Origin of the sequence: Nonomuraea terrae (assembly GCF_004348995.1) — a bacterium.
In the GTDB taxonomy this organism is placed as follows: Bacteria; Actinomycetota; Actinomycetes; order Streptosporangiales; family Streptosporangiaceae; genus Nonomuraea; species Nonomuraea terrae.
Genome location: NZ_SMKQ01000086.1, coordinates 1 through 24,052 on the forward strand (window position 1 = coordinate 1; position 24,052 = coordinate 24,052).

Consider the following 24,052-nt stretch of genomic DNA (forward strand, 5'->3'; position numbering starts at 1 on the left):
GGTTTGTGGGCGACGAGGATGTCGCGGACGATGGCCTGGTCGACCCAGTGTTCGAAGTCGGGATATTCCATGACCTGCAGGCCAGCGTCCAGCAGGATCTCGCCCAGCTCGGCGCGCGTGCCGCCGTAGGTGTTCCAGGCGATGCCCATCGCGCCGCCCGGGCGCAGCAGCTCGGCCCAGACCGGCACGGCCTGGCGCAGCAGCTCCAGCGGGCTGCGCGACAGGCCGCTCCCACCCTTGCTGCCGTGCTGGACGCCGTAGGGCGCGTCGGTCACCAGCAGGTCGAACGAGCGGGGCTTGAAGAAGTCGCGGCTTTTGAGGGTGTCGGCGTTGACCACGGTCAGGTGTTGCACGTCACCGGCCTTGACCGCCTCCTTCGACAGCCCGAACGTCACGTTGAGCCGCCGCCCGACCAGCGCCCGCTCGCGGCGCACCGGCACGGTCTCGGCGGTGTGCTTGAGCCGCTTGTTGCGCAGCCACGTCTTGATGAAGCCGGTGTAGGCCTCGAAGTCCTTGCCGTCGACGTCGATGCCGTAGGCGTCGTAGCCGTACATGAGGGCCTGGTTGAGGGTGGTGCCGCGGCCGCACAGCGGGTCGAACACCGAAAGCCCGTCGCCCAGCCCCTTGTCGCCGGCCAGCGCGGTGACGTTGAGCAGCAGCTTGGTGAAGTGCTCGTTGGTCTTGCCGGCGTATTTCTGGATGGTGATCAGGTCGCTGCTCAGCCGGTCGCGCGGGCGCATGGCCAGCGGGCGCAGCAGCTCGCCCTCCATGCCGAAGACGACGTAGACGGAGGACAGGTTGGACAGCAGCGCGACGTCGGCGTCGGCGAGCGGCCGCGCGGTCTCGAACGTCACGTAGGGGACGCCGCCGATCCGCGTCTCCTCGCTGCCCACGACGTCGACGTCGAGGGCCCGCGCGCTGAAGACGGCCAGCTCGGCGCGGGTCAGCCGGGCGGCGCTCTCGCCGTAGACCCGGTTGAAGGCAGGCAGGATCAGGAGCGCGTAACGAGGCATGATGCCCGATGATAGTGCCCTCGGTTGGAGCGGGCCGCGTCCCGCATGGCAGGCTTGTGCGCGTTGACCGGGAATGAGCGAATGGGGGCTGCGGTGCAGGGTTCGGGAAGGGCCGTCGTCACCGTCGGTGTGTACGACGGCGTCCACCTGGGGCACCAGCGGGTGGTGGAACGTACGGTGGCGGTCGCCCGCGAGCGGGGGCTGCGAGGCGTCGCCGTGACGTTCGAGCCGCATCCCGACGAGATCGTCCGGCCCGGCGCGCGACCGCAGCGGCTGACCAGCATGCGGCGCAGGATCGAGCTGCTGACCCGGCTGGGGATCGACGAGGTCCGGGTGGTGGAGTTCACGCCCGAGCTGGCGCGCGAGACCCCGGACGACTTCGCGCAGAGCGTGCTGACCGAGCGGCTGCGGGCGGCGGCGGTCGTCGTGGGGGACGATTTCGTGTTCGGCCGTGACGCCAGCGGCGATGTCGAGATATTGCGGACGCTGGGCGAAAAATATGACTTCGCGGTGGAGGTCGTGCCCCGGCTCGACGACGTCTCCTCCACCGCCGTCCGCGAGCTCCTCACCGCCGGCGACGTCGAGACCGCCGCGGCCAGGCTCGGCCGGCCGCACCGCGTCGAGGGCATCGTCGTACGCGGCTACCAGCGCGGACGCGAGCTCGGCTTCCCCACCGCCAACGTCGAGACCCCGCAGCACACCGCGATCCCGGCCGACGGCGTCTACGCCGGATGGCTGCAGAGCGTCCCGGTGGCCAACCTCCCCACCCTGTACGAAGGGCAGCGCTGGCCCGCGGCCATCTCCGTCGGCACCAACCCGACGTTCGAGGGCGTGCCGCGCACGGTGGAGGCGTACGCGCTCGACCGCGACGACCTGGATCTCTACGGCACGCACGTGGCGGTGGAGTTCGCGGCGCGCCTGCGCGGCAACACCCGCTTCGACTCGATCGACGCCCTGATCGCCCAGATTCACGACGATGTGGCGGCCACCCGACGTCTGACGAGCTGACGGCTCCCGTCTCCCGTCCCGCGACCACCCCGAGCATCCGGCACGAGGTGGTAACCTTGCATGTCGGCTCTGTAGCGGCGGAGCTGTCCGCTGCCCATGACGGCCTTCACACGGCGACTGTAGGCACGCACGGTCGTTCGTCTGTCCATCTCATCGACGCGTGCCCGTAGAATCGAAGGAGAGCCGTGTCCCTCGACACCGCTGCCAAGAAGTCCATCATCAGCGAATACGCGACGGTCGAGGGCGACACCGGGTCGCCCGAGGTGCAGATCGCCCTGCTGAGCAAGCGCATCAGCGAGCTCACCGAGCACCTGAAGACGCACAAGCACGACCACCACAGCCGTCGTGGCCTGCTGCTTCTCGTGGGCCGTCGGCGCCGCCTGCTGAAGTACCTGCAGAAGATCGACATCCAGCGTTACCGCTCGCTCATCGAGCGGCTCGGCCTGCGCCGATAACATGGAAGGGAGCGGCGTCCGCGCCGCTCCCTTCTCATATGGGTACGACCGATATGAGCAGGCGCGTGGCGGCGTGAATCGGCCACGCGCCTGACGTACAACTGAAGATCCGAGACACACAGCCCCCGCGTCCGTCAGCACCATGCGACCCGCGACGCCTGCGGGCCGGTCCTCGGTAGTGGCTTCCGGTAGGACTCGATGTCCTCGACCGGGTGCTTCGATCGAAGACCGGCGCTGCACCTAACGAGGGTGCCGGTGAGAAAAGGGCGCGGGAGACCGACCACAAGGAGGTCCCCCGTGGAGGGTGTCCACACCGCTGAAGCCGTCATAGACAACGGTTCGTTCGGCACGCGCACGATCCGGTTCGAGACCGGTCGCTTCGCGCGTCAGGCGGCGGGTTCCGCCGTCGCCTATCTCGACAACGACACGATGGTGCTCTCGGCGACCACCGCGTCCAAGGCTCCGAAGGAGCAGTTCGACTTCTTCCCGCTGACGGTGGACGTCGAAGAGCGCATGTACGCCGCGGGCCGCATCCCCGGCTCGTTCTTCCGCCGTGAGGGCCGTCCTTCCGAGGACGCCATCCTCACCTGCCGCCTGATCGACCGGCCGCTGCGCCCGTCGTTCGTCAAGGGCCTGCGCAACGAGGTGCAGGTCGTCGCCACGATCATGGCGCTCAACCCCGACCACCTCTACGACGTGGTCGCGATCAACGCCGCGTCCCTGTCCACGCAGCTGGCGGGCCTGCCGTTCTCCGGCCCCATCGGCGGCGTGCGGGTCGCGCTGATCGAGGGCCAGTGGGTGGCGTTCCCGACCCACCACGAGCTGGAGCGGGCCACGTTCGACATGGTCGTGGCGGGCCGCGTGCTCGACGACGGCGACGTCGCGATCATGATGGTCGAGGCCGAGTCCACCAAGGACACGCTGAAGCTGGTCGCCGACGGCGCCGTCGCGCCGACCGAGGAGGCCGTCGCGCAGGGCCTCGACGCCGCCAAGCCCTTCATCAAGGTGCTGTGCGAGGCGCAGTCGCGCATCGCGCGGGTCGCCGCCAAGGAGACGGCCGAGTTCCCGGTCTTCCTCGACTACCAGGAAGACACCTACGCCGCCGTCGAGGCAGCGATCAAGACCGAGCTGGCCGCCGCGCTGACCATCGCCGGCAAGCAGGAGCGCGAGAACGAGCTCGACAAGGTCAAGGCGCTGGCCGCCGAGAAGCTCCTGCCCGACTTCGAGGGCCGCGAGAAGGAGATCAGCGCCGCGTTCCGCGCGGTGATGAAGAAGCTCATGCGCCAGCGGGTCGTCAAGGAGGGCGTGCGCATCGACGGCCGCGGCACGAAGGACATCCGCGCGCTGTCCGCCGAGGTCCACGTGGTGCCCCGGGTGCACGGCTCGGCGCTGTTCGAGCGCGGCGAGACCCAGATCATGGGCATCACGACGCTCAACATGCTCCGCATGGAGCAGGTCATCGACACGCTCAACCCCGAGCGCACCAAGCGCTACATGCACAACTACAACTTCCCGCCCTACTCCACCGGTGAGACCGGCCGGGTGGGCTCGCCCAAGCGCCGCGAGATCGGTCACGGCGCGCTGGCCGAGCGGGCGCTGATCCCGGTGCTCCCGACCCGCGAGGAGTTCCCGTACGCCATCCGCCAGGTCTCCGAGGCGCTCGGCTCCAACGGCTCGACCTCGATGGGCTCGGTGTGCGCGTCCACGATGGCGCTGCTCGACGCCGGCGTGCCGCTCAAGGAGATGGTCGCGGGCATCGCGATGGGCCTGATCGGCGAGGGTGACACCTACGTCACCCTGACCGACATCCTCGGCGCCGAGGACGCCATGGGCGACATGGACTTCAAGGTCGCCGGCACCAAGGACCTCATCACCGCCCTGCAGCTCGACACCAAGCTCGACGGCATCCCGGCCCACGTGCTGGCCGGCGCGCTCAAGCAGGCCAAGGGCGCTCGCCTGGCGATCCTCGACGTGATGCAGGAGGCGATCGACTCCCCGGCGGAGATGAACCCGACCGCGCCGCGCATCATCACCATCAAGGTCCCGGTCGACAAGATCGGCGAGGTCATCGGCCCGAAGGGCAAGATGATCAACCAGATCCAGGACGACACGGGCGCCGAGATCACCATCGAGGACGACGGCACGATCTACATCGGCGCCACCGACGGCCCGTCCGCCGAGGCGGCGCGGTCGGCGATCAACGCGATCGCCAACCCGCACATGCCGGAGGTCGGCGAGCGCTACCTGGGCACGGTCGTCAAGATCGCGGCCTTCGGCGCGTTCGTCTCGCTCATGCCGGGCAAGGACGGCCTGCTGCACGTCTCGCAGATCCGCAAGCTGCACGGCGGCAAGCGCATCGAGAACGTCGAAGACGTGATGAGCGTCGGCGAGAAGATCCAGGTCGAGATCGCCGAGATCGACGGCCGCGGCAAGCTCTCGCTGGTGCCGGTCGAGGTCATCGAGAAGGAGGCCGCCGAGAAGGAGGCCAAGGGCGGGGCCGCCGAGGGTGACGACACCGACGTCCCGGCGCAGGCCGAGGCTTCGGGCGAGGACAAGTCCGAGCGGCCCCGTCGCACCCGTACGCGCGTGCGCACCACCCGCAGCGCCGAGGGAGACGACCGCAACTCGTGAGCACGACCACGCTGCACCCCGGCAAGGACGGAGCCGGGGTGGTAAGGCGCACCGTCCTCCCGGGTGGGCTGCGCGTGGTGACCGAGACCATGCCGACCGTGCGCAGCGTCGCGGTCGGCATGTGGGTCGGCATCGGTTCGCGTGACGAGGCCCCCGAGCACATGGGGGCCACCCATTTCCTCGAGCACCTGCTGTTCAAGGGCACGGCCACCCGCGACGCCATGGAGATCTCCGCCTCCATCGAGGGCATCGGCGGTGAGATCAACGCCTTCACCGCCAAGGAGTACACCTGCTACTACGCGCGGGTCCTCGACGAGGACCTGCCGATCGCGGTGGACGTGCTCGCCGATGTGGTGACGAGCTCCCTGGTGAGCGAGGAGGACGTCGAGTCGGAGCGTGGCGTGATCCTGGAGGAGATCGCCATGCACGACGACGACCCCTCCGACGTGGTGCACGAGCAGTTCGCCGCCGAGCTGTACGGCGACTCGCCGATCGGCCGCCCGATCCTCGGCACGGTCGAGTCGATCAACTCCCTGGCCAGGGAGCGGATCGCGGAGTACTACCGCCGCTACTACCGGCCCCGCCGCACCGTCGTCTCCGTCGCCGGCAACATCCGGCACGAGGAGGTCGTCGAGCTCGTCACCCGCGCTTACGAGCGGGCGGGCGCGCTGAGCGGCGCGGCGGAGTTCGCCCCGCCGCGCACGAGCGGCCCCGGAGCCGAGACGCGCTCCGGCGTACGCGTGCTCGACCGGCCCACCGAGCAGGCCAACCTGGTGCTCGGCACGACCGGCCTGGCCCGTACCGACGATCGCAGGTTCGCGATGGGCGTGCTCAACGCCGCCCTGGGCGGTGGCATGTCGTCGCGGCTGTTCCAGGAGATCCGGGAGAAGCGTGGCCTGGCGTACTCCGCCTACAGCTACACCTCGGCCTACGCCGACACCGGCCAGTTCGGCATCTACGTGGGCTGCCTGCCCTCGAAGATCGACGACGTGCTGAAGATCTGCCGTGACGAGCTGGCCAGGGTCGTGACCGAGGGCCTGGCCGCCGACGAGATCATGCGCGGCAAGGGCCAGATGCGCGGCGGGCTCGTGCTGGGCCTGGAGGACACCGGCTCGCGCATGTCCCGCATCGGCAAGAACGACCTGGTCTACGACGAGCTCATGTCGGTCGACGAGGTGCTCGCGCGCATCGAGTCGGTCACCCCCGACGAGATCTCCGAGGTGGCCCGCGACGTGCTCAACCGGCCGCTCACGCTCGCCGTGATCGGCCCGTACGGCGACAAGGACTTCTCCGACGCCATCCGCTGAGCCCCGGCGGGCCGCCGGTCGCGGCCCGCCGCTTCGGCTCCGGGCAGGTGGGATAGGGTTGGCCGTGTGATCAAGGTAGGTGTGCTCGGCGCCCGCGGCCGTGTGGGCGTGGAGGTGTGCAAGGCGGTCGAGGCGGCCTCCGACATGGAGCTCGTGGCCGCGCTCGACAAGGACGACTCCATCGAGGGGCTGCAGGACGCGGAGGTGGTGGTCGACTTCACCCACCCCGACGTGGTCATGGGCAACCTCGAATGGGCGATCGGTCACGGCATCCACCCGGTGGTCGGCACGACCGGCTTCGACGAGGGCAGGCTGGAGACCGTACGCGGGTGGCTGGCGGCCTCGCCGGGCACCAACTGCCTGATCGCCCCCAACTTCGGCATCGCGGCCGTGCTGATGATGCACTTCGCCCAGCAGGCGGCGCGCTACTTCGAGTCCGTCGAGATCGTCGAGCTGCACCACCCCAACAAGGCCGACGCGCCCTCCGGCACGGCCCGCCGTACGGCGGAGCTGGTGGCCGAGGCGCGGTCCAAGGCCGGGCTGGGCGCGATGCCCGACGCGACGACCACCGCGCTCGACGGTTCGCGCGGGGCCGACGTCGGCGGCGTGCACGTCCACGCGGTGCGCCTGTCGGGGCTGATCGCGCACCAGGAGGTGCTGCTCGGCGGCGACGGCGAGATCCTGACGATCCGCCACGACACGATGAGCAGGTCGGCGTTCGCGCCGGGCGTGCTGCTGGGCGTGCGCAGGGTGCGCGAGGTGCCTGGTCTGACGGTGGGTCTCGAGCCGCTGCTCGACCTTTGATCGCCGTACACGACGTGCCCACCACCGAGTGGTAATGGGCACGTCGTGAGGAGAGGGTCCCGGCTCCGCACAGCCGGGCCTACGATCATCAACCCTAATACGAGCGGCGAGATCCACCCGAAACATGAGATCGTGTCGCCATGGTGCGATGGGCTCAAGCCGCCGAACTTCCCGGGCTGGTCGCTGTCGAGCTGGCCGCCGACAGGCTGTTCGAGCAGATGGGCATCGTCTTCCCACCCGGCACGACCATGATCGAGGATGTTGGCGACCCCGGTCCGGTGCTGGTCGAGGGGGAGCCGCCGGCCGGGTTCGCGCTGATCGGGCAGGCAGACGGCAACGTCCATCTCGACCAGCTCGCCGTCCACCCCGACAGCATGCGGCAGGGCATCGGCGGGCGGCTGCTGGCGGCCGTGGTCGACCTCGCGCGGGCCGCGGGCGCGCCCGCCGTGACGCTGACGACCTACCGCGACGTGCCGTGGAACGCGCCCTGGTATGCGCGGCACGGCTTCTCCGTGCTGCCCGAGAGCGTGTGGGGGCCGCAGCTGCGGGCGCTGGTGAAGCATGAGCGCGAGCTGGGCATCGAGGTCGCCCCCCGCGTGGTGATGAGCCGCGCCACCGAGATCGGGGAATAACGTGGCTTTTCCGCTGATCTTCACCGTGTGATGCCCTCAGAGTCGGGCGAGTGACAAACCGTGGGGCACCACCCAAGCGGTCGCGAAGAAGGGGCTGCTGTTCCGCAACCGCGACTACACCGGCTGGTGGATCGGGACGACGGTCTCGGAGTTCGGCACCGCGCTGTCCGTCGTCACCTGTCCGCTGCTCATCCTCGCGGTGACGGGATCGGCGGCGGGCGCGGGCGCCGTCGAGGCCGCCGTCGGCATCGGCGGCCTGGTCACGATGCTGATCGGCGGGGCGCTCGCCGACCGGTTCTCACGCCGGACGATCCTGCTCGCCGGGTCGCTGGTGCAGGCGGTGGCCGTGAGCACGGTCGTGGTCGCGGTGGCGACCGGCCACGTCAACCTCGTCCACATCGTCGCGGTCGGGCCGGTCCAGGGATCGGCCGGAGGGCTGGTCGGCGGGGCGGAGTTCGCCGCGCTGCGCCGCGTCGTCCCGCCGGAGCAACTGCCGACCGCCTTCGCCCAGCTGCAGGGCAGGACCATGGCGATCAGGCTGGCCGGACCGTCCGTCGGCGGCTTCCTGTTCGGCTTCGCGCGGTGGGTGCCGTTCCTGGGCGATGCCTCTCGTTCCTGGCGAGCACGATCGGCGTGCTGCTCATCCGGCGCCCGCTCGGCCCGGACGTCGACGAAGGCCGGCCGCGCGAATCGATGGTGGCGAGCATCGGCGCAGGGCTCCGGTTCATCTGGTCCTGGCGATGGCTTTCGCGCCGGTCGCGTGGATGGTCGGCGCGCTCCTCGCACTGATGATGTTCCTCATCGCGCCCATCAACGTCGTGCTGGGCAGCTACGAGACACGGATCATCCCGGCCGCCCTGGTGGGCCGGGTGTCGAGCGCCATCGACTTCGGCATCGGGTCGATCCGGCGGTTCGGCCCGCTCGCCGCCGGGTTCCTGGCGTCGCTCTTCAGCTCGGCGACGGCGATCGTCATCGTTGCCGGAGTCCTGGCCGCCATCGCGGCGAGCATGCACCTCGCCGACGGCCTGCGCGTGCTCGACCAGCCGATCGAGGAGGTCACGGCGGGTCAGCGGGGCGGCCCCGCCGCCACGTACGCGTCGATCTCGGCGAGGTAGGCGTCCTTGAGGTGACGCGGCAGCCAGGCGATCTCGAAGGCGTTGCGTTCGAGATCGGCCAGCTCCTCGCGGGTGAGCTGGAGCGCGCCCTGCAGCGCCTCCAGGTTCTCCCGCACGTAGCCGGAGAAGTACGCCGGATCGTCGGAGTTGACCGTCACCCGCACGCCGAGGTCCATCAGCTTGCGGATGCCCTCGGCCTTCATGCCCTCGCTGACGTAGCCGTTGGAGATCGGGCAGCAGGTCAGCCCGAGACCGCGCTCCAGCACCGCCTCCACCAGCCGCAGGTCCTCCAGGAGGTTGACGCCGTGGTCGATCCGGTCGACGCCGATCTCCTCGATCGCCTGGCGGATGTGCTCGACCGTGTCGTCCTGGTCGATGTCGCAGTGCATGGTGAGCAGATAGCCCTCCTGCCTGGCCCGCTCGTAGACGGCGGCGAACTTGCGCGGCGGGTTGCCCTTCTCGTCGGAGTCGAGCCCCACGCCGGCGATCCACTCCTTGTACGGCAGCGACTCCAGCAGCGTCGCCATCGCGTACTCGGCCTGGAAGTCGCGCAGGAAGCACATGATGAGCTGGGCCCGCACGCCGAGCCGCGCGTCGGCGTCCAGCAGCGCCCGCCGCAGCCCGCGGATCACCACGTCGAACGGCACCCCGCGCGAGGTGTGGGCCTGCGGGTCGAAGAAGATCTCGGCGTAGCGGACGTTCTGCTCGGCGGCCTTGCTCAGGTAGGCCATGGCCAGGTCGTAGAAATCGGGCTCGGTGCGCAGCACCCGCATGCCCTCGTAGTAGATCCTGAGGAACGACGGCAGACTGTCGAAGGTGTAGGCCGCGCGCATCTCCTCGACGCTCGCGTACGGCAGCTCCAAGCCGTTGCGCGCGGCCAGCTCGAACTTGAGCTCGGGCTCCAGGGTGCCCTCGATGTGCAGGTGGAGCTCTGCCTTGGGCAGCCCGGCGATGAAATCCCTCACCCGACCCAGACTAGAAGACGAGCGAGAGCCCCACCGCGAAGAGCAGCCCGTAGGCCATCTGCAGCTTGCCCGTCTGCTGGAGCGCCGCGATCAGGGCGGGGCCCACGGCCTTGCTCAGCACCACCCGGATGGGGGAGATGGCCAGCGGCGCGGCGAGCAGCACCAGGGCCGCCCACGGCGTGATCGGGATCATCGCCAGCGCCACCACGAACGGCACGATCTGGCAGGCGACGTAGAGCCTGCGGGTGCGCTCGGCGCCGAGCGCCACGGCCAGCGTGCGCTTGCCCGTCTCGCCGTCGGTGCGGACGTCGCGCAGGTTGTTGACCACGAGCATCGAGCAGGAGAGCAGTCCGACGGGGATGGAGGCGAGCAGCGCCGCCCAGCTCAGCTGCTCGGTCTGCACGTACGTGGTGCCCACCACCGGGACGACTCCGAAGAACACGAAAACGGCCACCTCGCCCAGCCCGCGGTAGCCGTACGGGCGGCTGCCGCCGGTGTAAAACCAGGCGGCCGCGATGCACGCCGCGCCGACCAGCAGTATCCACCACGCCTGCGTCACGATCACCAAAATGAGCCCGAGCACCGCCGCGACCCCGAAGGAGCCCAGCGCGGCCGTCAGCACCTGCCGCGGCGTCGCCGCCCGCGAGCCCACCAGCCGCATCGGGCCGACCCGCTGGTCGTCGGTGCCACGGATGCCGTCGCTGTAGTCATTGGCGTAGTTGACGCCGATCTGCAGCGACAACGCTACGAGAAGGGCCAAAATCGCCCGCCACCATACGAATCCGCCTTCGCCGACGGCCACACCTGTGCCCACCATCACGGGCACGATGGCATTGGGCAGGGTACGCGGGCGGGCGCCCGCGATCCACTGGCCTGGGGTTGCCATGTTGTCTACCTCAAGTCAACTGATCAACTGATGTCGGTGGCGAGTCGGACCATTCGGATCGGGCGGCCCATGTCGAGGACGCGCTCGGCCATGTCCTCGCCCCAACCGGCCGACTCCAGGAAGCCGAGCACAGCGTAGTTGTCAGCGAAGACCCAGGTCACGATCTGCCGGAACCCATCTTCGCGCAGGTAGTCAACAGTGGCGTTGAGCAGGCGGCTGCCATGCCCCCGGCGGACGAAGTCGGGGTCGACGAGCAGCGTCAGCATCTCGGCCACCACACTGGGGTCGAGATCGGGATCTTCAGCGGGAGCGTGTGAGGCCAGGCCCACCACGCGTTCGCCGCCGCGGGGCGTCACCAGTGCGGCGCTGCCGCCCGCGCCGAGCGCGGGGAAGCCTTCGGTGTCGAGGATGGTCTCCACCGCCACCAGCACCCGGTGCCGGGGGCTGGGCGGGGCGACGATCGCCTCGTCCCACTGGCGCAGCCACATCTTCTCGGCCGCCGGGCCTGTCATCTGCTCGAGTGGGCCCTCGGGGAGGAAGTCCCGGTAGCCGTAACGCCAGGCGCGGATCTGACAATTCGCCACCTGAAGTACATCCTCGCGCCGGGCCGCCCGGACGCCTACGTCTGCCATCTCGGCCCGCTCCTTCGCCTGCTGTCCATGCCACAAGGCACGAGTTACACCGTATCGGTGTTTGACCCTACGAGACGACGCGAACCCCGCTTCCTAGCCCGGTAAGCCCGTGTCTTGGTGCGGTTGCCGCATACCCGCATGGAACACCACGAGCGGGAACGGTTCTTCGACGAGTCGATGAACGCCCACTGGCATGTGCTGTCCGCGCACACCTTGAGACGGTCCCACGACGCCGACGCGGCCGCCGCGGCGATCCGGGCCAGCCCGCCCGGCACACCTTCGCACGCGGGGACCAGCCCGGGCGCCTCGCCGGCCCGCACCGCGACGCGCAGGGGCAGCGCCGGGAGGTCGGCGGCCTCGCGTCTGAGCGCGGCCCTGAGCCCTTCGCGCAGGGCGTGGGCGGTGGTCAGGTCGTCGTCGGTGGCGCGGTCGCGCGGCCCGATCAGGTCTCGCTCGCGCAGCCACATGGCCAGCTCGGCGGGGGAGGACAGCTCGTCCGCCTGCGCCTCGACGTCGAAGGTGTTCACGAAGTCTCGTACGAGCTCCGCGGGGAACGGCATGCCGTCACTCTACTGGGCCCGCCGCGCGTCAGTGATCGCCGGTCGCCTCCGTCACGGCCTCGGCCAGCCGCCGTACGCCCTCGTGCAGCTCGGCCAGGTGGGCGGCGGCCATGTGGGTGATGCGCAGATGGGGGCCGGGCGGCTCCGACGGGAAGTACAACCTGCCCGGGCTCACCAGGGCGCCCTTGCGCCGCGCGGCCTCCACCAGGGCGTTCTCCTCGACCTCGGCGGGCAGGCGTACCCACAGGTGCATGCCGCCGATGGGCAGCAGGTGGGGCTCGGCCTGCGGGATGCGCTCGGCGAGCGCGGCGGCCAGCGCGTCGCGGCGGGCGCGGATCTCGGCGTGCACGGCCGCCAGGTGCCGCCGCCAGGCCGGCGTGCCGACGAACTCCAGCGCCGTCTCCTGCAACGGCCGCGCCACGAAGAACGACTCCACGAGCTGGCTCGCCCGCAGCCGGTGCGCGGCCGGCCCCCGGGCGATCACCGCCGCGACCCGCATGCTCGGCGAAAGGATCTTGGTCAGCGAGACGACGTGCACCACGGTGCCGTGCGGGTCCATGGAGGCCAGCGAAGGGGGCGGCTGCTCGGTGAGGTAGCGGGCGTAGTCGTCCTCCACCACGAACGCGCCCGCCGCCCTGGCGACCTGCAGCACCTGCTCGCGGCGCTCCAGCGGCAGCGTGGCGCCCGTGGGGTTGTGCAGCGTGGGCTGGCAGAAGAACACCCGCGCCCCCGTGACGGCGAACGCCTCGGCCAGCAGGTCGGGACGTACGCCGTCGCGGTCCACCGGGACGGCCGTCGCCCGCAGCCCCGCCGCCCTGGCCGCCGCCAGCGCCCCCGGATAGGTGGGCGTCTCGACCAGCAGCGGCGTGCCCGGCGCCGCCAGCGCCCGGAACGCGTGCGTCAGTGCCGCCTGCCCGCCGCTCACGATCAGCGCGTCGGCCGCCGTCACGTCGCCACCTGCCTGCGCCGCGAACCACCGCCGCAACTCCGGCAGCCCCGCCAGCGGCGGCATCGCCCAGGCTCCCGGACGGCGCACGGCCCGCGCCGCGGCGGCCGCGAGCTGCCGGTCTGGCCGCAGCCCCGGACGCAGGTAGCCGCCGGTCAGCGGCACCACCCCGTCGGGCTCCGCCTGCAGCAGGGTGGCGACCGACTCGTCGTCCACCACCCGGTCGCCCAGCGCGACCGTCTGCCACGACAGGTCGGCGCCGCCGCGATCGGACCGCTGCCGCCGCGTCACGAAGACGCCGCTGCCGGGCCTGGCTACCACCCGGCCCTCGGCGGCGAGCTGGCCGATCGCCCGTGACACGGTGACGGGGCTGACGTTGTGCCGACGCATGATCTCCCTGCTGGACGGCAGCCGCGCCCCCGCCCCGAGCCGGTCGGCCTCCTCGCGCAGGATCGCGGCGATATGGGCGATACTGCTATCGTTTTCCATGAAGGTTGAGAATAGCGCTACTGTCTCCGGGGGAGTAACGGTCCCGGTCGACCGACGGCGGGGGACGTTGCTGGCGTTCGTCGGGGTGCTGGCGTTCTCCGGGTCGTTTCCGGCCACCGTCTACGCGATGCGAGGCTTCGACCCGTGGCTGGTGGCGGTGGGCCGGGCGGCCGTGGCCGGAGCGCTCGCCCTGATCTGCCTGACAGCCGCCCGCCGGCCCCTTCTCCCGCCGAAGGGCCGGCGGACCGCCTACGCGCTGATCTCCGCCGGCGTCGTCTTCGGCTTCCCCGTCTTCAGCGGGCTGGCCCTGGACCTGGGCGCGAGCACGTCCCACGCCGCCGTCGTCACGGGACTGCTGCCCGCCGCCACGGCCGCCTGCGCCGTCCTCAGGGCGGGCGAGCGCCCCCGTCCCCTGTTCTGGGCAGCCTGTACGGCCGGCGCCCTCGCCATCACCGTCTTCACCCTCACCCGGCAGCAGGGCGAGGCGGCCTGGCCCGACCTCCTCCTCATGGGCGCCCTGCTGTCGGCGGCCGTCGGCTACACCGAAGGCGGACGCCTGGCGCGGCACACCCCCGGCTGGCAGGTCATCTCCCAGGCCCTCGTCCTCTCCCTCCCCGTCACCCTCCCGGTGACGGCCGTCCTGGCCCTGACCACCCCCGTCACCTTCACGTTCGACGCCGTGGCCGGGTTCGCGTACGCGGCGACCATCTCGATGTTCCTCGGTTTCTTCCCCTGGTACGCGGGCCTGGCCAGGGGCGGCATCGCCCGCGCCGGACAGACCCAGCTCACCCAGCCGCTCCTGACTCTCGTGTGGGCCTGGTTCCTGATGGGGGAGCGGTTCGGCCCCGCGACGGTGGCGGCGGCGCTGGCCGTACTCGTCTGCGTGGCCATCACCCAGCGTGCCCGTACTTGAAAGCCGTGACGCCGCCCCGCAGGATGGGAGAGGAGGTGTCACAACATGGCGGACCTCACGATCCCAGAGGGCGGCTTCTGGCCCGCGCCGGAGATCCCGCAGCCCAACATCTATCCCATGGAATGGCGCGTCGAGACAGAGAAGCTCGCCGCCATCTACGAGAAGTCCAAGCGCATGGTCTGGAACCCGGCCGACCTGCCCTGGGACGGCCTGAACCCCGACGACTTCACGCGGGAGCAGCGCCTCGGCATCATGTACTGGTTCGCGGTGCTGGCGAACTTCGACGCGTCGGGGCCGGCGGTGTTCGCCCGCGCCACGATCCAGGCGTTCGAGAAGCACGAAGAGGACCCGGTCAGGAAGTGCTTCTTCTCCATCACCCGTGACGAGATGAACCACGAGGAGTGCTGCCAGCGCACCATCGCCAAGCTCTGGCCGGGCGGCCCCCTCGACTGGACCCCGTCCGACGACCTCGAAGCGGCCGCCCACAACAACATCGGCTGGCTCTACCACAACGGCGGCCGCTACTGGAACGGCTACAACTCGGCCGTCGGGAAATACAGCCTGCCGGTGTTGTTCACCAGCTTCATGATGGGCGAGATGGCCGCCTCCACCCTCTTCAGGGGCATGGCGTCGGGCACTCAGCACCCGGTCTTCAGCGAGATGTTCCAGCGCATCGGCCGCGACGAATCCCGCCACCTGCAGATCTGCATGACCATTCTGGACAACGAGTGGCCGGGCCTCACCGACGAGACCCGCGGCCTCATCACCCGTCAGCTGCGGGCCGGGTTCGTCTTCCTCAGCATGATCCTCTGGGAGCCGCCGGAGGGCTTCTGGGAGCTGCCGCCGTACTTCCTGCACAACCACCGCGTCCTCATGGACCACGCGCGCGACGCGGGCCTCGGCGTGCTGTCGTACGACGAGCAGGCGGAGAACTGGCGGGTGGCCATGGCGCGCATCCGCGCGATCGTGGAACGGTGGGGGATCGCCTTCCCCGCCATTCCCGAGCTGGACCTGGAAGGGGTGGAGGTCGACTTCATCGATCCCGAGGACATCATCCCCGTCTTCTAGGCTTGGTCACCATGTGGCCGCGTATGGATGGGATCAGGGTCCTCGAACTGGGGACCCCCGGTGAGCTTCGCACCGAGCTGACCGAGCTGACGTTGTCGGGCGCCAAGACGGCCACGGCCGGGTTGCCGGCGCTCGACTACGACGCCGAGAGGGAGGCGGTTGAGCACGTGGGCGAGCGTCTCGTCCTCGTGGACGACTCGGGGATGCGCGCGGGTGAGGTCGAGGTCACGCGGGTGGAGCTGGTGCCGTTCGGGGAGGTGGGCTGGGAGTTCGCCCGGGCGGAGGGTGAGGGGTACACCTCTGTGGGGCACTGGCGGGAGTCGCACCGGCGGTACTGGGAGGGGCAGGGCTGCGAGGTGGGCGACGACACCACGATCGTCTGCCTCTGGTTCCGTCTCGTGTGACGCCTGCTGATCGGACGGCATCCGCCATCGTCGCTCTTCATCCGGTACGCGTCTCGTCCAGGGCACGCTTCTCTGGGACGTATCTCCTCCGCACAGCCCTCCTTTGTTAGAGGCGTGTGGCTCGTCCGTGCCGCCGTTCGGGGCGTGGTTGTCCGGAACGTGTCGTTGTGGGGGAGACGTCTCGGCCGCGGGCATGCTGGTCTGGCACATGCCCGGCCTGTACGTGCTTTTCTCTCGTCGCCGCGGTCGACCGGTTGTTCTGCCGCGCCGACCTGCTCAGCTCGCAGAACCACGTCAGCCCACTGCTCTGGCATGCTCGTTGGGAAGCGCACTCGACTACCCGCGGACGTTCGGCATCCGATGTTCCTTCTTCGAGCGGATGGGCGGCTACGACAGCGACGTGCTGTTCGAGAACCTGGTGAGATGGGCTTGGTCCGATAATGCCCAGTCTGAGGCGTGTCTCATGCGGGATGTGTCTCATTCGGGAGGTCAGAGGGCCAATGCTCCTGCTGGTGGACGTAACTTCCGCGATGCGGGACGCTGTAGACCCAGCCCTGCTCGCGGAGCAGAGCGATCGCCCGGCGCACGGTCTCGCGGGCGACGCCGTATTGGCGTACGAGAGCGGTCTCGCTGGGAAGCGGATGGCGCGGCTGCAGCTCGCCGTTTTGGATCTTCTCCCGGATCTCTCCGGCGATGTGTCGATAGATCGGTGTCTGCTGCGCCGGTGGACCGGTTTGTCCGGGAGCGTTGACGAACGTCCCCTCGCCCTGTCGTGTGTGCACCAGACCTTGGGTGCGTAGGACGTCGATCGCCCGGCGCGCGGTCGTGCGCGCGACGTTGAACTCCCGCTGGATTCCCGCCTCACTGATCACGAGATCTCCGGGGGAAAGCTCGGCGATGATGCGCGACCTGAGGACCTCGCTGATCTGGAGATAGAGATGGGTGTCGCCCTCGCGATTCAGCACGGCAAAAGAATATCCAACGGTCCAGACAAAGGAAGGCCGATTAGGAACCCAGCTTTATGGGCCATTTCTAAGGCTCGGTCACATATGTCTCTCGTTAGGGTCCTGTCTAGACCCATCCATGTTCCTGGAGATGTGCAACGTACTCGCGCGTGGTGGCCTTTGCGGCGCTATGGTGCCGCAAGATGTGTCTCTCCTGGAATGACCAGGCAGGCAGGGTCTCGCCGAGCTGTATGTGTCCGGCGACCTCTTCGGCGAGTTTCTGATGAATCCGCGCCTTTGCGGCTGCAGCGGTGTTTCGGGGTGGCGGTGTTTCGGGGGTCCGCCGAAATGCCCTCGCCGTGGATCATGTACGTCGTGCCTGCTCGCGCAGCTCGTCCGACTGCTCGCGCAGCTTGTGCGCCACTCGCCGCGTCGTCCCCGCGATGCCGTAGGCACCTCTCCGGACAGGCTTAGCGCGGCCTGGGCTTGAACTCGCGGCGTTCACTCTTCCCGCACGAGACCGGAGATTTGCTGGTGGATGGGGACGGGCCCTTGCGCCGGGATTGTAAGCAAGCTGTACGTGGACGCTCGTGACGTTTGGGTGTCCGTGAAGGATTGATGAATGCCGCTAGCGTACGAATCATGCAAGGCTGGCAGAATGCGTTCGTTCGCCGTATCGACCGGGCCGGAGGGCGGATCGGGGATCCGAGAATTGGCCATCTGATTCGATGGGTAGATACATGCCCGAACTGCTCTCCGACGTGACCGGGCCTGCCTGCGCAGCCTGTCGGTAGATCTGTCGGCTGACGGATGGTGGTGGTGGAAAATCGTTCCGGGATCTCCTTTGCTGTCCCGAATTCTTGACGTGCCACCACAAGCGCTCACCCGGCACGCCGTCGGCGCCGTTCTCCATCCCGCGCTCAATCGCATGCAGCTGCTGACGTCGGCTACCTGAGCCGGGCCCTGGCTCCGGCGATCGAGCTTGGGCGGCCACGTACGGGATGGGCGTGGTCTCGGCTCACCGGGTGACGAACGTTGTTGTAGCGGCTTGGCTCACAGCGGAGCGCCGCCGAACCCGATCTCGTTACCGTCCGGATCGCGGTAGATGGCCTTGCGAACGCCGTTGGAGTACGTCTCCCGCTTCGCGGGTTCGAGCCCTCGCTCGGTGATCTGTGCCACGCGCTCGTCGAAGTCGTCCAGGAAGATCGTGTGGAGGGCGTGGCCGGCTCGTTCGGGGAGCTGCTCGATGAACAGGGATCGATGTTCCGCGAGCTCCCACACGGCCTCCGTGTCGCTTGCCACGAACGTCGGCGGGGTGCCCAGCAGTCGTTCGTACCACTTCAGTGCTGCCGCATAGTCGGTGACCGGAATGCCTGCGTACAAGTCGAGGGGCATGTCGCAATCTTATCAACTTCGTCCACACTTGTGCGCTGTAACCCCAGCCGCCACACCATCCATCGGATACGCCAGCCGGTTAACGAATGCGACGCCTGCCGCGGACGAAGGAGTGACGGTCGCGTTGCCGTTGCGCAGTCGTGAGTGCGAGACGTTCGATGACGTCTCTTACCAGTGATCCCGGACGTAAGCTATTCCACTCGCTTCAGCGGAACCTGCTGCCGGACACGGAGGCGGCCACCGCGTGAGCCTTCGACAGCAACGACTCATGGGCGAAGGAGAATGGCGGTGGCCGCAGGGACTAGTGTGCCGCCTTTCCTGCGATTACCGCAGGCGATCCATCGCGTTGGGCGGATATTGTTTTCTCTCCTCCGAGACAGGTTCCGCCGCAACGCTTGCTTTTCTCCTAAGTAAGGCATCATGCAGTGGGTCAAGGTGGAGTAAAGCATAGGATTGGCTACATGTGATAATTGCAGCATCCCGTGAGGTCGTTCGATCTCCAGAGCCGACTGCTGACGCAGCCTGATCTCCCGATGCTCTTCAGCACGTCCACGCATCCGAGTGCTTTTCCCATCCGGCTCTGCCGGGACAGGAATGGACCGATTAGTCGAGACGGCGGAAAGCACCCGTAAGACCAGGATCCGATGCCCAGAACAGGGAGTCCTGTGTGCTGGCTTACCCTGCCGCCATTCCGCTGTCCGCTCGCACCCTGTCCTACGGGCGTCAACCTGCTAGGGATCGTCCTGCCGCACGAGGATCCCGCTGCGGCGGCAGGCTCCCCGCCCGTCAAGCCCTACTGGCGATGGCCCACCTGCGTAACGGGCACCTGTGCCCGGCCGGCCGGCGGCTTTGGCATCGCCACCACTGCCTGGCGCTACGTCCGCGAACCCGTCCCACGCCTGGTCGTACTCGCCGACGACGTGCCGGCCGCCATCGAGCGTGCCGTCCGGCTGGCGTACGCAATCCTGGACGGCACGCTCATCGCTGTCTGAGCGACTGGCCGATGAAAAGCCGTACTACTCAAGCAAACGTCACCGGCATGGCGTACGGGTCCTCCGACACGTCGGCAGGCTCGTGTGCGCTCACCTGCCCTGCTCGAAGCCACTCACGCAGCCCGGACGACGGGCCTCATCGACGCTCTGACCGAAGCCGCGATCAAACCTTCGCTGACAGGGGAATATCGAGGCGCCGGCGGCACCCACCCTTCGAGCGGCATCGCATCGTCCACGCCCGTCGCGCAACCAGAAGTCGGTCAACCACGCCCACGCCAGCATTCGGGTCATCGGTCAACGGGCCGTGGCCACACTCAAGACAGGAAAGCTTCGGGTGAGCGGCGGCCGGCGCCATCCTCCGCGACCGTGACGGCAGGGTCGTCAGCACCTCCGATCACGCACCGGGTGGGCGGCGTGGAAGGCGGTGAGCGTGTCTTGAACAGCGGCGTCACCGTGCAGCCGACCATCATGCCGGCGGTGAGCCGCCCGCGGATGAGCGCGGCCACCTCGCCGACCGCCTGCTCGACGGCTGCGGGTCAACCGTGATCGAATGATCGCGCGATTCGTCTACCCAGCTGCCGGCACGGCCTGCGCTGCTGCTCTCACTTCGCGACCGGGATGGTCCTGGCGAACCTCGTCCGGTAAGCCGTGGAAGACGGCCGCCGCGCGGGATGTGAACGCTCAGTGCTGGATCAAGCCGCCGATCGGGACGGGATTGACATGGCCGGTTGCCGGAAGGGTCTGCGCCAGAGCGAGGCCGACATCGACCAACGATGATCGGCGGAGGCGTACAACGTCGGGAATCGGGGCCCAGACCGACTCGGCGGTTTCGCCGTTCGGCTCAGGCCTGAGCTGGCCACCGGTGATTCCCACCTGGTAGAAGATGCCGACATTCTGATGCTCAGGCAGGCCGGGCAAGCGATCAGCTGCGGGGATCACCCGCGAATCCACCCCTAGCAAGCGTTCAACCACCCCGTCACAGCCGGTCTCCTCAGCAACCTCCCGGATGACGGCGTCGAATGGATCCTCTCCGTGCTCGACCTTTCCGCCAGGAAGAGTCCAGTGCCGCTCGCCGTTCGGCCCTACGTAATGGGCCAGCAGCACCCGCCCGTCCTCGATGCACACGGCGTACGCCGCCAGTCGGAAGCTCATCGCCGCACGCTATCCCAACGCGCAAGATGTGCACATTTCGGTATTAATCTTGGTCGACTGCTGTCTTGCCGGGAGCCCTCCCGCCGGCCCAATCAGGCGCCCCCATGCCTATCCCAACCAGCCACGTCAGGTTGGAAATGGCTCACTGCTGGAAATCCGGACCGGGCTGGTCGATGGCGCGTGGTCGGCCTCTCCGTCGTACCCGGGGGAGAGCACGTCGCTGCCGCAGGCGCGTACGCGCTACGCCGGATCTGCCGCCTCGGGCTTGACTCATCGCGCCCTCGCTCCTGTGGGCGTGTGGCCTGTGCCAAGGCGATCGACGTGACAAGGTGCCCTCATGGCTTGGGTCGGTTGCCGCACTCGTTACTCGTTGTTCCGGGCTGCTTTTGCCTTCGCTGGGATGCCTTGATGCCGACGCGCAGCATTGGTGTCGATCATGCATTTGCATACAAGCACGGGGAAAGGCACGGGTGACGGCCATCGCGGACTCCTGAAAATCGCAGTTCAGGAAAACCATGGTCGCGATGGCCGTTCACCGCAGTGTGCCGCCCGAACCGCCGGCCACTGGAGGGGATTGGCCGGTGACTCCGACTTCCTGCAACGGCACCTTATGGAGGGCTTCGGGTGCCGTTTTGTCTCCGGACGGGGCTGCAGCCCGCCCGGCGACATGGGTGAGGTGGAGTGTCCGGCTCATCCTTTGTCGCCGCATGGATGAACCGGACACTTTTGACGACTGCACTTCTGCCGCCGTCGCTGTCCCACCCTGCATCTTCACGTTGTCCCCGGGGCGACGCGCCAACCCAGATCCCCATATGAGGAAAATGGATCGCCCCTGAGTTCAGCGTGAATCCGCGGACGTGTGATCCAGGCCTCCAGGAAAGGCGCATGAATACACCGTCACGGGTATTGGCCGGCTGACGTTTCTAGCGGCCTACCCGCGCCATTAGGTTCTCATGGCCGTCTCTTGAAAGACTGCCGTTCGGAGCTATACATACGATCATGGCCTTTGCCGTTGGTGGGTTGATCATCCGTGGTGGATTTGATTTAGGCGGGAATCCGCCTCCAGGCACCATCCGTGATGATGACGTGGTCGACGAGCCGCAGCCCGACCGTGTCCGCGGCCTCGGCGATCCTGATCGTGGCCTCGAGGTCTTCAAGGCTCGGCTCCAGCGACCCGCCGGGATGGTTGTGGGCGAGGCCGAACACGGCTCCCCCTGAGGTGAGCACCTCGGTGATGACCTGTCGTATCGGCATGGCCGTGTGATCACTGCTGCCTTCCGTCACGACCGTACGCTTGAGCACCCGCCCACCCGTGTCGCACACCACCAGGACGAGGCGCTCGTGAGCACGGTGACGCAGCAGCGGGGCGCACACGTGAGCCAGATCCGAGGTGCTCGTGATCCGTTCTCGCTCGGGACTTTCCTGCGCTCGCCGTACGAGATGGAAAGCCGCCGTCACGCGGGCGGCCTTGGCCGGCCCGATGCCGGGCAGCGCCAGTAACCGATGCGGGTCGGAACGGCTCAGCGCATCGAGATCTCCGCAGTGCTCGATCACCAGACTGGCCAGGTCGAGCGCGCTCACCCCGCGAAATCCCGAGCCGAGCAGCACGGCCAGCAGCTCACGATCCGCCAGCGCGGCGGCGCCGCTGGACATGAGCCGTTCGCGCGGCCGGTCACTCTTAGACAGATCTTTGACTCGCATCGACAACCTCCGCACCTGTTCTATCAACGGCCACCGACAATCTTTGACCTGCGCATTCGCGGCAAATGCGCCTCGTTGGTCTCGCGGACTGCCGATTACCGTCCGCGACCACGCCGGAGATGTCGCTGACGAACGCGCCTCCACGAAGACGCGGTACATCGACGGACCATATGGACGCGGCTCGTGCGTACGGGCGGCATGGCCGGCGTCCCATGAGGCGTCAGGAGGCGCGCGAGGTTCGCCAAGGTCCCTTTGGCGGCAGCGGGGGCAGCGAGTGCGTCCGACGTGGCTACGACAGAACTGGAGGCTTCGTGCACGACCATCACTATCGGCAGGGCGCTCACTGAACGTGATCTACGGCGAGTCTTTCCCGGGGTGACATTAGCTGCGGACCTTGAGGCACAGCCTTGCCGGGATCGGTGCGCTGTGGGAAGCCTCTGGAGACTGGCTCAGCGTGGCGTTGGCGCATCGGACGTGATCTTCCCACGCCACCCGAGCCGGAACGGCGAGCGGCGAGAGTTGGGTGGTCCGGAAGGGCGTTGAGCCTCTCCGTGTATCCAGGCATCACGTTGTGTGACGGGCTGGTAGGGGAAGGCCGTGTTCGATGTGGAGCGAGCCCAGGGCGACTTTGGCGATCGCGCCGATTCGCCGGGGGCAGACGCTGATGCGTCGCAGGGCCGTGAAGGTGGTCTTCAACAGGGAGTTCGCTGCTCAGCGATGCCGTGGACGCCGCGGATGATCAGGTTGTACTGCTTGGCGGCCTCGGAGAGCGTGATGCCTTCTCCTTTTTGACCGGCATTCGCGGCTTTTGACCGGTATTCGCGCCCGGGTCCGGCCAGCCCCTCATAGCCCAGGCCGGTCAGGGTCGGCATGCCCACGGCGGCGGCTTGCTCGAGCGCCGCCATCACCCGACGGCGGCCTTCGCACACGTCGGGTCGTGTTCCTCACCAGGGCGGACGTCGGAGACCAGATCGGCCGGCCGGTCGGGTCCGACGCGGGCCGCAATGGCTTCCGCTGGAGAGCTGAGTTGCCCGGCGTGCATCGGGCCCCGGGTGTAGGACGGGCCCGATGAGCGAGTGGCGACATGGACGGCGACCGTTGGCCGGCCAGGGGCGACGGCGATCGAGGACGGCGTCGCCAGTGCAGGGGCGCACAGGTGGTGAGGGCACGGTGAGCGCTCCGGGCGAGGAGGCGCCCGCCCGGAGCCCTTAACGCTCAGACGGGCATGCTGTACATGACCCGGAATCGGTCACCTGGAACGACGATGTCGCTCGTCTCCACGGGGCGATCGCCGGCCCAGTGGGTACGTTCGACGTGCAGAACGTGCACGCCGGCCGCCAGATCAAGCGCATCGCTCTCCGCCGGACGAGGAACACGGGTGTGTACGCTTTCGACGATCTCAGTGATCTTTATGCCGTGTGCGTACAACCTCGCGACGACACTTCGTCGTTCGTCGTCCGAGTGGGGAGCGAACTCCCGCGGCTCATACGAGGTGGCAAGTTGGAGCGGCTTGCCGTCGCCGCGGTAGACGTAGCGCGTTCTGGTCAGCATGGTCGACTCCGGCAGGCGTAGCCGCTTGGCGACGACAGGACCCGCTTCCACAGGTTCGCTGTGCCAGTCCCATGTCACACGTCTGCCCTGAGACTGCAGGTCGGCGGCGAACGGGGCAGGGTGATCGAGGAATCGCCAGCGGTGGAGTGGTGTCAGGTCTGGGCGTTGCCTGACGTAATGGCCCGAGCCCACCCGGCCGATGATGAGGCCTTCGCCCGCGAGTACGCGTAGCGCGTGACGAGCTGCGGTCTCGCCGACCTGATACTTGCGAGTCAGCTGCGCCCGCGAGGGAATGGGCGCACCGGGGGGAAGGGTGCCGTCGGTGATCTGTCGCCGGATGTCTTCGACGACGCGCAGGTAGACCGGATCTGAGGTGGCCACTAGTCCATCCCTGGGGGTTCGTGTGAGGCGTTGCCCCATGTTGCCGTATTCGGCAGGTAACCGACCGTCATCGATGACGGCTGGAGCCCCAACTTTGCAATGGCGGAA

At 68.4% G+C, this 24,052-nt stretch carries 22 protein-coding genes and 2 pseudogenes; 12 read left to right on the forward strand and 12 right to left on the reverse strand.

Going from position 1 to position 24,052, the window contains the following annotated elements:
- The coding region (locus E1286_RS25125) for a TRM11 family SAM-dependent methyltransferase (RefSeq protein WP_132616040.1) at positions 1–1,013 on the reverse strand (1,013 nt) is incomplete at its 3' end.
- A gap of 81 nt (positions 1,014–1,094) precedes the next feature.
- Between E1286_RS25125 and E1286_RS25130 the strand changes: the two genes are divergently transcribed.
- The 8 genes and pseudogenes from E1286_RS25130 (at position 1,095) to E1286_RS25165 (ending at position 8,965) form a co-directional block, all read left to right on the forward strand.
- Positions 1,095–2,021: a bifunctional riboflavin kinase/FAD synthetase gene (locus tag E1286_RS25130; protein ID WP_132616042.1), complete on the forward strand. Its 927-nt coding sequence runs from the start codon at positions 1,095–1,097 to the stop codon at positions 2,019–2,021.
- 185 nt (positions 2,022–2,206) lie between these two features.
- The gene (gene rpsO / locus E1286_RS25135; RefSeq protein ID WP_132616044.1) at positions 2,207–2,476 is read left to right on the forward strand and encodes a 30S ribosomal protein S15; all 270 of its coding nucleotides are present in this window, start codon (positions 2,207–2,209) and stop codon (positions 2,474–2,476) included.
- Positions 2,477–2,773: 297 nt separating this feature from the next.
- Positions 2,774–5,107: a polyribonucleotide nucleotidyltransferase gene (locus tag E1286_RS25140; RefSeq protein WP_132616046.1), complete on the forward strand. Its 2,334-nt coding sequence runs from the start codon at positions 2,774–2,776 to the stop codon at positions 5,105–5,107.
- A complete protein-coding gene (locus tag E1286_RS25145; RefSeq protein WP_132616048.1) occupies positions 5,104–6,414 on the forward strand; it encodes a M16 family metallopeptidase in 1,311 nt (436 codons plus the stop codon). Before E1286_RS25140 ends, E1286_RS25145 begins: the two co-directional genes overlap by 4 nt.
- Positions 6,415–6,480: 66 nt before the next feature.
- Positions 6,481–7,218: a 4-hydroxy-tetrahydrodipicolinate reductase gene (gene dapB / locus E1286_RS25150; RefSeq protein WP_132616051.1), complete on the forward strand. Its 738-nt coding sequence runs from the start codon at positions 6,481–6,483 to the stop codon at positions 7,216–7,218.
- A gap of 140 nt (positions 7,219–7,358) precedes the next feature.
- Positions 7,359–7,850, forward strand: coding sequence for a GNAT family N-acetyltransferase (locus E1286_RS25155; protein ID WP_132616053.1), 492 nt, complete (start codon positions 7,359–7,361; stop codon positions 7,848–7,850).
- A 130-nt stretch (positions 7,851–7,980) separates the two neighbouring features.
- Positions 7,981–8,376, forward strand: a pseudogene (locus E1286_RS52130) (MFS transporter); the annotation flags it as partial.
- A 214-nt stretch (positions 8,377–8,590) separates the two neighbouring features.
- Complete coding sequence (locus tag E1286_RS25165; protein WP_132616055.1) at positions 8,591–8,965, forward strand: MFS transporter; 375 nt, start codon at positions 8,591–8,593, stop codon at positions 8,963–8,965.
- Here E1286_RS25165 and E1286_RS25170 read toward each other — a convergent pair.
- From E1286_RS25170 to E1286_RS25190, 5 genes are read right to left on the reverse strand one after another with little or no spacing between them, the layout of a single operon-like run.
- Entirely contained in the window at positions 8,917–9,930 is a 1,014-nt protein-coding gene (locus E1286_RS25170; protein WP_132616057.1) for an adenosine deaminase, read from the reverse strand. The two genes, E1286_RS25165 and E1286_RS25170, sit on opposite strands and share 49 nt — an antisense overlap.
- A 10-nt stretch (positions 9,931–9,940) precedes the next feature.
- Positions 9,941–10,816: a 1,4-dihydroxy-2-naphthoate polyprenyltransferase gene (locus tag E1286_RS25175; protein WP_132616059.1), complete on the reverse strand. Its 876-nt coding sequence runs from the start codon at positions 10,814–10,816 to the stop codon at positions 9,941–9,943.
- 23 nt (positions 10,817–10,839) lie between these two features.
- On the reverse strand, positions 10,840–11,448 hold the full coding sequence (locus tag E1286_RS25180) for a GNAT family N-acetyltransferase (RefSeq protein WP_165969904.1): 609 nt from the start codon (positions 11,446–11,448) through the stop codon (positions 10,840–10,842).
- 44 nt (positions 11,449–11,492) lie between these two features.
- Positions 11,493–12,008 (reverse strand): CGNR zinc finger domain-containing protein, encoded by a 516-nt coding sequence (locus E1286_RS25185; RefSeq protein ID WP_132616061.1) that lies wholly within the window; start codon positions 12,006–12,008, stop codon positions 11,493–11,495.
- 28 nt (positions 12,009–12,036) lie between these two features.
- Positions 12,037–13,443, reverse strand: coding sequence for an aminotransferase-like domain-containing protein (locus E1286_RS25190; RefSeq protein WP_187368218.1), 1,407 nt, complete (start codon positions 13,441–13,443; stop codon positions 12,037–12,039).
- On the opposite strand from E1286_RS25190, the gene E1286_RS25195 reads away from it, so the two are divergent.
- The 3 genes from E1286_RS25195 to E1286_RS25205 are packed head-to-tail and all read left to right on the forward strand — an operon-like array spanning position 13,442 to position 15,828.
- Positions 13,442–14,356, forward strand: coding sequence for a DMT family transporter (locus E1286_RS25195; RefSeq protein WP_132616063.1), 915 nt, complete (start codon positions 13,442–13,444; stop codon positions 14,354–14,356). The two genes, E1286_RS25190 and E1286_RS25195, sit on opposite strands and share 2 nt — an antisense overlap.
- Before the next feature lie 45 nt (positions 14,357–14,401).
- Entirely contained in the window at positions 14,402–15,424 is a 1,023-nt protein-coding gene (locus E1286_RS25200; protein WP_132616065.1) for a hypothetical protein, read from the forward strand.
- A gap of 23 nt (positions 15,425–15,447) precedes the next feature.
- Positions 15,448–15,828, forward strand: coding sequence for an ASCH domain-containing protein (locus E1286_RS25205; protein ID WP_246075110.1), 381 nt, complete (start codon positions 15,448–15,450; stop codon positions 15,826–15,828).
- A gap of 461 nt (positions 15,829–16,289) precedes the next feature.
- Here the strand turns inward: E1286_RS25205 and E1286_RS25215 are convergent, their stop codons facing one another.
- Positions 16,290–16,793: a GntR family transcriptional regulator gene (locus E1286_RS25215; protein ID WP_132616069.1), complete on the reverse strand. Its 504-nt coding sequence runs from the start codon at positions 16,791–16,793 to the stop codon at positions 16,290–16,292.
- A gap of 1,032 nt (positions 16,794–17,825) precedes the next feature.
- On the reverse strand, positions 17,826–18,167 hold the full coding sequence (locus tag E1286_RS25220) for a VOC family protein (protein ID WP_132616071.1): 342 nt from the start codon (positions 18,165–18,167) through the stop codon (positions 17,826–17,828).
- Positions 18,168–18,834: 667 nt separating this feature from the next.
- Here E1286_RS25220 and E1286_RS52135 point away from each other — a divergent pair.
- A pseudogene (locus E1286_RS52135) lies at positions 18,835–19,490 on the forward strand (transposase); the annotation flags it as partial.
- Between the two features lie 350 nt (positions 19,491–19,840).
- Here E1286_RS52135 and E1286_RS25230 read toward each other — a convergent pair.
- The 4 genes from E1286_RS25230 to E1286_RS25245 all read right to left on the reverse strand — a co-directional run bounded on the left by E1286_RS25230 (position 19,841) and on the right by E1286_RS25245 (position 23,944).
- Positions 19,841–20,311 carry an NUDIX hydrolase gene (locus E1286_RS25230; protein WP_132616073.1) on the reverse strand — a complete coding sequence of 157 codons (471 nt, stop codon included), beginning with the start codon at positions 20,309–20,311 and terminating at the stop codon, positions 19,841–19,843.
- A gap of 1,044 nt (positions 20,312–21,355) precedes the next feature.
- Positions 21,356–22,171 (reverse strand): JAB domain-containing protein, encoded by an 816-nt coding sequence (locus tag E1286_RS25235; RefSeq protein ID WP_246075111.1) that lies wholly within the window; start codon positions 22,169–22,171, stop codon positions 21,356–21,358.
- Positions 22,172–22,704: 533 nt separating this feature from the next.
- Complete coding sequence (locus E1286_RS25240; RefSeq protein ID WP_132616075.1) at positions 22,705–22,917, reverse strand: hypothetical protein; 213 nt, start codon at positions 22,915–22,917, stop codon at positions 22,705–22,707.
- A gap of 310 nt (positions 22,918–23,227) precedes the next feature.
- Complete coding sequence (locus E1286_RS25245) at positions 23,228–23,944, reverse strand: GntR family transcriptional regulator (RefSeq protein ID WP_132616077.1); 717 nt, start codon at positions 23,942–23,944, stop codon at positions 23,228–23,230.
- Positions 23,945–24,052: the final 108 nt, after the last annotated feature.